This window comes from Microbacterium sp. UBA3486, from assembly GCF_002377845.1.
Lineage (GTDB): Bacteria > Actinomycetota > Actinomycetes > Actinomycetales > Microbacteriaceae > Microbacterium > Microbacterium maritypicum_A.
The window spans coordinates 1-5,996 of sequence record NZ_DFQP01000062.1; the positions used below are offsets into that span (position 1 = coordinate 1).

A 5,996-nucleotide genomic window follows, 5' to 3' on the forward strand; every position below is an offset into this window, starting at 1 on the left:
CCGGGGGTGCCACCGGGGGTGCCGCCGGGGTTGCCGCCGTCGGAGCCGGCTGTCGAGGTCACGGTGAACGTGACCTGGTTCTGCCGGGCGGCCGCGTCGGTGGCGATGTACTTCAGGGTGTAGGTGCCGGTCGCGGTCGGGGTGAACGTGTATCCGTCTCCGGCAGCCGCGGCGAGCGCCCGCAGGCCGGACGCCGGGTCGTCGACCGCCACGGGGGCACCCGACGGGTCGGTCACCTCGAGCATCGTGCTCACGCGTCCCGAGTTGTCCACGGCCTCGGCGCGCGGGGCGGTGTAGGCGGTTCCGACCGTGGCCTCACCCGCGGGTTCCGGGGCGACGCGCACGAGCGGCGGCATGGTGTCGAGTGCGGTGAGCTCCCGCGTCGCCACCCGGTACACGTCCTTGTCGGAGAGCGGAGCGCTGTAGACCTCGACTCCGGCGATCCGTCCGTCCATGGTGGCGTCGTCGAGCGCGCCCGACGTGTTCGCGTCGCCGCCGATCACCATGTAGCGCGCGTCGGCCGCGCTGGGCTTGACGGAGAACGACACTCCTTCGGACTCGGCCTTTCGGACGCCGTCGACGTACAGCCGTGCATCCTGGCCGTCATACCAGGCGGTCACGTGGTACCACTGGCCGTACTTCAGGCTGACCGCCGGACGAGGCGAGGCGTACCAGAACTGCAGTTCGTAGGTCGTCGCGCTGGTGCCGACGGCCTCGAGACCGATGCCCCCGCTCTGCATGCCGCCGAACACGTCGACGTATCCGCCGGCGATCGCGTCGAGACGGAAGGTCGCATCGAGGGTGAAGCCATCCTGCAGCGCTGCATACTCCGCGTCCGTCCACTTCGGAGTGCGGATGCCGGTGGCAGCCCCCTCCGCGCCGATCACGACATCGGATCCCACGCCGGGATCGTTCTCGATCCGGGCATCGGCGCCTGCGGTGAGCGGACGCGCGGCCGGAGAGGAGTCGCTCGCCGTGCCGCCCGCGAAGCCGACGTCCAGGAGATCAGCCGTGGGCAGGGCGGCGCGGAGATCGTCGAAGGTCAGACTGCTGGGGTCGAAGGGCCCCTCACCGCCGCTGCCTTCGGTGCTGGTGAACCGCGTCGTCAGCGCGGCACCCTCCTTGCCCCAGGCGTTGATCGGGGTGACCCGCACCTCGTACTCCTTCCCGGGGAGCAGGTTCCACAGCTCGTGGCTGCGGTCGGCAGGCATCGGCAGGTTGTAGAAGCCCGACCACTGCAGGAACGAGTTCACCTCCTCGCCGGTGGCGACGTCGACCGTGGAGTAACGGTACTTGTGCACGATGTCGCCGACGGAGTTCGGCGCGGGCACGGCCTGCGGGAAGGAGGCCATCGCCTTCGTGCTCGCGATGTCGCCGACGGTCACGGCAGCACCCTCCGGCCAGATCGGGCCGGCGGACTGCGCAGCGCGGTGAGAGTTGTTGAACGGGAAACGCTCGTCATAGGACTTGGTCTCATCGACCGAGTCGGCCACGTCCCAGGTCCAGGTCTGGTCGATCCACTGATCGGCGAGCAGGTCGTAGTTCTTGATGGTGACGGTGGTGCCGGTGATCTCGACGATGGCCGTCTGGCGGTTGTTGCCCGCGTCATCCGGCGTGGTGTCGTTGCCGCGGCTGGTCGGGCTCGAGTTCACGACACCCGACTCGAACTCGTAGTACGCCAGCGGCGGCGCGTTCACGGTGGTGAATCCCTGAGTCGACCGCTCGCCGCTCCGGTTCTCCTGGCCCTGCCAGATCGAGGTCGGGATGTTCTGCGGCGTGTGGATGTGACCGCCCCAGACGACAGCCTGCGGGAAGTCATCGAACACGGACTGGAAGCCGTCGCCGCAGCCGCTGGAGAGACCGGTGCCGTACCACTCGTTCGAGACGTAATGGGTGCACTGGAGCGGGTGGTGCACCAGCACCATGACGGGCTTGTTCGGGTCTTCAGCCGTGGCGGCTGCCAGCCTCTGCTGCAACCAGGACTGGGCGTAGGCGTAGTTGCCGCCGCTCGCTCCCGAGGGCTTGCCCGTGTCGGGGTCGATGGTGCCGCTGCCCGGCGACACCGTGATGACGTGGTAGCCGTTCACGGTGTAGTCGGCGTTCGGCTTCTGACCGCCCGTCGCCTGCGTGAACAGGTCGTACGAGGAGATACCCGAGACGTCGTGGTTTCCGAGCGACGCGATCGCCGGGATGCCGAGGCCTGCCTTGGAATCCATCGTCTGCTTGAGTCCGGCGAATTCGCCCGGCGTCGCACTGTTGGTGAGGTCGCCGACGAACAGGGCGGTCTGGACGTTTTCCTGTGCCCAGAAGTCGTAGGCCTCGGCGAGCTCGTCCCAGTTGACGTGGATGTCACCGATCGCCGCGAAGCGCACGTCCGGTCCTCCGGCCTCGACCGCCGGCGCCGCTGCGACGCTCGGAGCCGCGGCCACGGCCGCATCCGGCGCACCGGCCACGGTGATCGTGCGGGTCTCCTCGCTCACACCGCCCGCGGCATCGCTGATCGAGTAGGCGACGACGTACTCGCCGGGGATGGTCGGGGTGAATCGATATCCGCCCGATTCCTCCGGCATCACCATCGTGACGACACCGGAAGGGTCTTCCACCGTGACGACGAGCTCGCTCGCGGAGCCGTCGACATCGGCCGCGGAGGCCGAAGGAAGCAGCACAGCACTCCCGACCCGACCGCTGGTCGGTGCCTCGCGCTCGAGGCGGATGATGGTGCCGCCCGTCTCGGTGGCGGGCGACACGTCTTCGGGATCGGTCACGGCGAGGGTCGCGTTGGACGTGGTGACGACCGGTGCGGCCACGGACGCAGCAGCCGGGAGCGCGGGTCCCGCGATACAGGCAGCGACGGCGACGAGCGATGCGGGGCGGAGGAGCCGCGCGAATCCGCGGCGGGAAAGGAACGGATCGGGGGCGGGCGGTTTACGACGAGACACGGAGCATCCTCTGTGAGACGAGAAGAAATCGGACTTCCCCAATCGACCGCCGCAAGATGACTCCGGGGTGAACACCGGCCGACGCAGACGTGTCATCGGCCGCCCGCGCGGCGATCCGGGCGACCCGGTGCGCACAGTGGGCGCAGTCGCGCGACCCGTTCAGTCTTCGCCGGGGAGCGCGGCCGCTCCGAAGGCCTGCGCTTCGAAGGAGATCGTGTGCGGAACGTAGCGATCCTCGGCGCATTCGACGGGTCGGCCGTTCGAGGCGAAGGTCTCGCGTCGCACCTGCAGGAGCGGACTGGATCTCCGCACACCGAGCAGACGCGCATCCTCGGTGGCTGCGGCCACCGCCTCGATCCGGTGGTTTCCCGACGAGACCACGATCCCGGCGTCTGCGAGCACTCGTGTCGTGGAGACGACATCGTCGGGGACGCCGGTCACATGCGGCACCACCCAGGGCGCCCAGGTCGAGCGCTCCACCATCACGGCACGCTGGTCGAGGGTCCGGACCCGGGTGAAGGTGAGGACGTCGGCATCCGTCCGAATAGCCAGCAGACGCGCCTCCCGCGCCGTGGCCTTCCGCGTCGTGCGGGCCACGATGAGACCGCCGGGTGCGCGCCCGCGGCCACGCGCCCACTGGGTGAACGACCGCATCCGGTCGAATCCCTGCGGCTGGCTGGGCTGCACGAACCATCCTGAGCCCCGGTGCGACTCGACCAGCCCCTGCCGCGCCAGGGTGGCGAGCACGGTGCGGATCGTGCGTCGAGAGACGCCGTGGAGGGCGGCCAGCTCCATCTCGCTGGGAAGCCCTGCTCCCCCAGCGTAGGTTCCGTCGAGGATCTGCCCGCGCAGACGGGCCAGCACCTCACTCATCGGAACGCATGCGAGCGCATCACGGCGTTGTGGAGCGGAACGCTCCCGGGTTGCGACGGCACAGCTCACTCTAACGCCCATGCGCCGGCACCCCGGAGATGACTGAAGCCCCCGGGCATGTGCCTGGGGGCTTCAGTGTTCGGTGGACCTAAGGGGATTCGAACCCCTGACCTTCTCATTGCGAACGAGACGCGCTACCAACTGCGCCAATGCCCCAAGTCTTGAGTTGTGGTGCTGACGAGCAGCGAGGAAAAGAGTAGCACTCCCCCACCTTCGCTAGCCAATGCGGGTCACTCGCCGACGGCGCGGCGCTGCTCCTGCTCGTCGCCGTTCCCGGTCATCTGGTCCTGCTCGCGGGCCTCGGCCACCACGGGGGCATTGCTCGTCGCAACCGGCGCCGGTGCGGAGAGGTCAATCGTGCGCACCGTGCGGGGCACCATGGGCTTGCTGATATAGGTGGGAACCGTCACCGGGATCGGGCCCCATAGGCCACCGGTCAGGCCCTCAATCGGGGCGCTGATCTCAATGGACAGTTCGGTGGAGTCATTGCTGACGCCCAAGTTGCGCAGCCCGGCAGGCACCTCGAAGCTGATCGTCTCGTCACGCCAGTCCGTCTCCAGCTCGGCCACCCGCGCATCGAGCTGCGCGTTCAGGCGCACGACGCTGAACCGCGCCACCACCAGGAAGGCCACCAACAGCACGGCGGGCACCAGCGGGGTCCACCAGATGACGGCGTCGAAGGCAGCACCCGCCACGGTGAGGGCCGTGAGCCCGGCGAGTGCCAGGACCACATTGCGACGACGTCGTGCGGCGCGGCGTGCGGTGTCGCGGATCTCCGCGCGGGCAGCACGACGCGTCAATGGCGTCGAGACCGACGAGTCGACGACCGCCGTGGACGGGGCAATGATGCGAGCGGTCTCACCGAAGCGCTCCAGCGGATCCATGGCTTCAAGATCAACACCGTCGCGGCGCGCGACAAAGGACGGAACGAGGTAGGCCAGCCACCCCAGAGCAATTACCACAAAGATCAGTCCCGTCACGGGCCCAAGGTTATGGGTAGGTCAAGCACACGGCGGCGACCCTCAACGGAGTGTCGAGGAGTTGGTTGAGGAATTCTCATCACAGGACTACATTCCAGCGCCCACAGACATCCGAGTGGCTTCCTGCCAGCCGCTCGTGTTGCAATACACGCGGACCGCAGAAACCCGAGCGGCGCCCAGGAACCCGCGCGACACGAGCAAACCCGAGCGAATGCCACGAACCCGAGCGGCTCGCACCATGGCCCACAGGATCAGTCGGGATCCCTAGCCAGGTAGCGGTTCAACAGCCCATCGGGGACGTCCTCGTCGCACAGGGCGAAGCTGCGGTGGTCCCGCCAGTCCCCGTCGATGTGCAGGTAGCGCTCACGCAGACCCTCGTCGCGGAAACCCAACTTCTCCACCACGCGCAGGCTCTTGGCATTCTCGGGCCGGATGTTGACCTCCATCCGGTGCAGACCCATCACCTGGAAGCAGTAGTCGGTGACCAGCGCCAGGGCGGTCGGCACCACGCCACGGCCGGCCAGCGCCTCGTCGATCCAGTAACCGCAGTGGGCAAAGTGCGCCGACCCCCAGGTGATGTTGCTCACCGTGATCTGGCCGGCCACCGGCAGACGTGAGGCCCGGGTGGGCCGGCGGGCCGGATCCAGCGCAGCCTCGTCCCAACAGATCGCGAAGGGCAGCGCGAGGTCCTGCTTCGCCTGTGTGTTGAGGGCACGCACCATCTGGCCGAAGCTCGCCGCCACCCGTGAGGAATTGGGCGGACGGGTGGCATCCCACGGCGCATTCCAAGCACGGTTGCGTTCCCGGACCTTGTTCCATTCGCGGCGATCGGTGAGGCGAAGCGGCCGCAGCACCACCGCGTCACAGCGCAGTTCCACCGGCCACCGGTGCCGCACGGGAAAGTCGACGCACTCGGGAAGACGGCGCGGGCACTCCGGCAGGTCCGAGGAGTCAGTGGTCATGGCCGGACACCTGGCCGACGGCGTGCGGAAGAACCTGCTCCAGCACGGCCAAGGCATCGCGCACTCCCCCGACGGACCCGGGCAGGTTCACGACGATGGTCTTCCCGGCCGCACCCGCCAGCCCCCGTGAGAGGACCGCGGTCAGCACCCCTGCCTCGACGCCACGCTGGGCGATCAGCGCC

The 5,996-nt window shown here is 68.6% G+C and carries 5 protein-coding genes and 1 tRNA gene; all 6 read right to left on the minus strand.

Annotated elements, in window-relative coordinates:
* Positions 1–2,807: LamG-like jellyroll fold domain-containing protein (locus tag B2869_RS08745; RefSeq protein WP_292765167.1), on the minus strand; the 2,807-nt coding region annotated here is incomplete at its 3' end.
* Between the two features lie 291 nt (positions 2,808–3,098).
* Positions 3,099–3,812 carry a GntR family transcriptional regulator gene (locus tag B2869_RS08750; RefSeq protein WP_292765170.1) on the minus strand — a complete coding sequence of 238 codons (714 nt, stop codon included), beginning with the start codon at positions 3,810–3,812 and terminating at the stop codon, positions 3,099–3,101.
* Positions 3,813–3,955: 143 nt separating this feature from the next.
* A tRNA-Ala gene (locus B2869_RS08755) sits at positions 3,956–4,027 on the minus strand.
* A gap of 75 nt (positions 4,028–4,102) precedes the next feature.
* Complete coding sequence (locus B2869_RS08760; RefSeq protein WP_292765172.1) at positions 4,103–4,852, minus strand: hypothetical protein; 750 nt, start codon at positions 4,850–4,852, stop codon at positions 4,103–4,105.
* A 251-nt stretch (positions 4,853–5,103) separates the two neighbouring features.
* Positions 5,104–5,814: a GNAT family N-acetyltransferase gene (locus B2869_RS08765; RefSeq protein WP_292765174.1), complete on the minus strand. Its 711-nt coding sequence runs from the start codon at positions 5,812–5,814 to the stop codon at positions 5,104–5,106.
* A partial coding sequence (locus B2869_RS08770) for a MogA/MoaB family molybdenum cofactor biosynthesis protein (protein ID WP_414683270.1) occupies positions 5,804–5,996 on the minus strand: 193 nt, incomplete at its 5' end. The genes B2869_RS08770 and B2869_RS08765, both read right to left, overlap by 11 nt.

Coding starts and splice junctions, on each gene's coding strand:
- B2869_RS08750 (WP_292765170.1), bottom strand. CDS start 3,812: ATGAGTGAGGTGCTGGCCCGTCTGCGCGGGCAGATCCTCGACGGAACC.
- B2869_RS08765 (WP_292765174.1), bottom strand. CDS start 5,814: ATGACCACTGACTCCTCGGACCTGCCGGAGTGCCCGCGCCGTCTTCCC.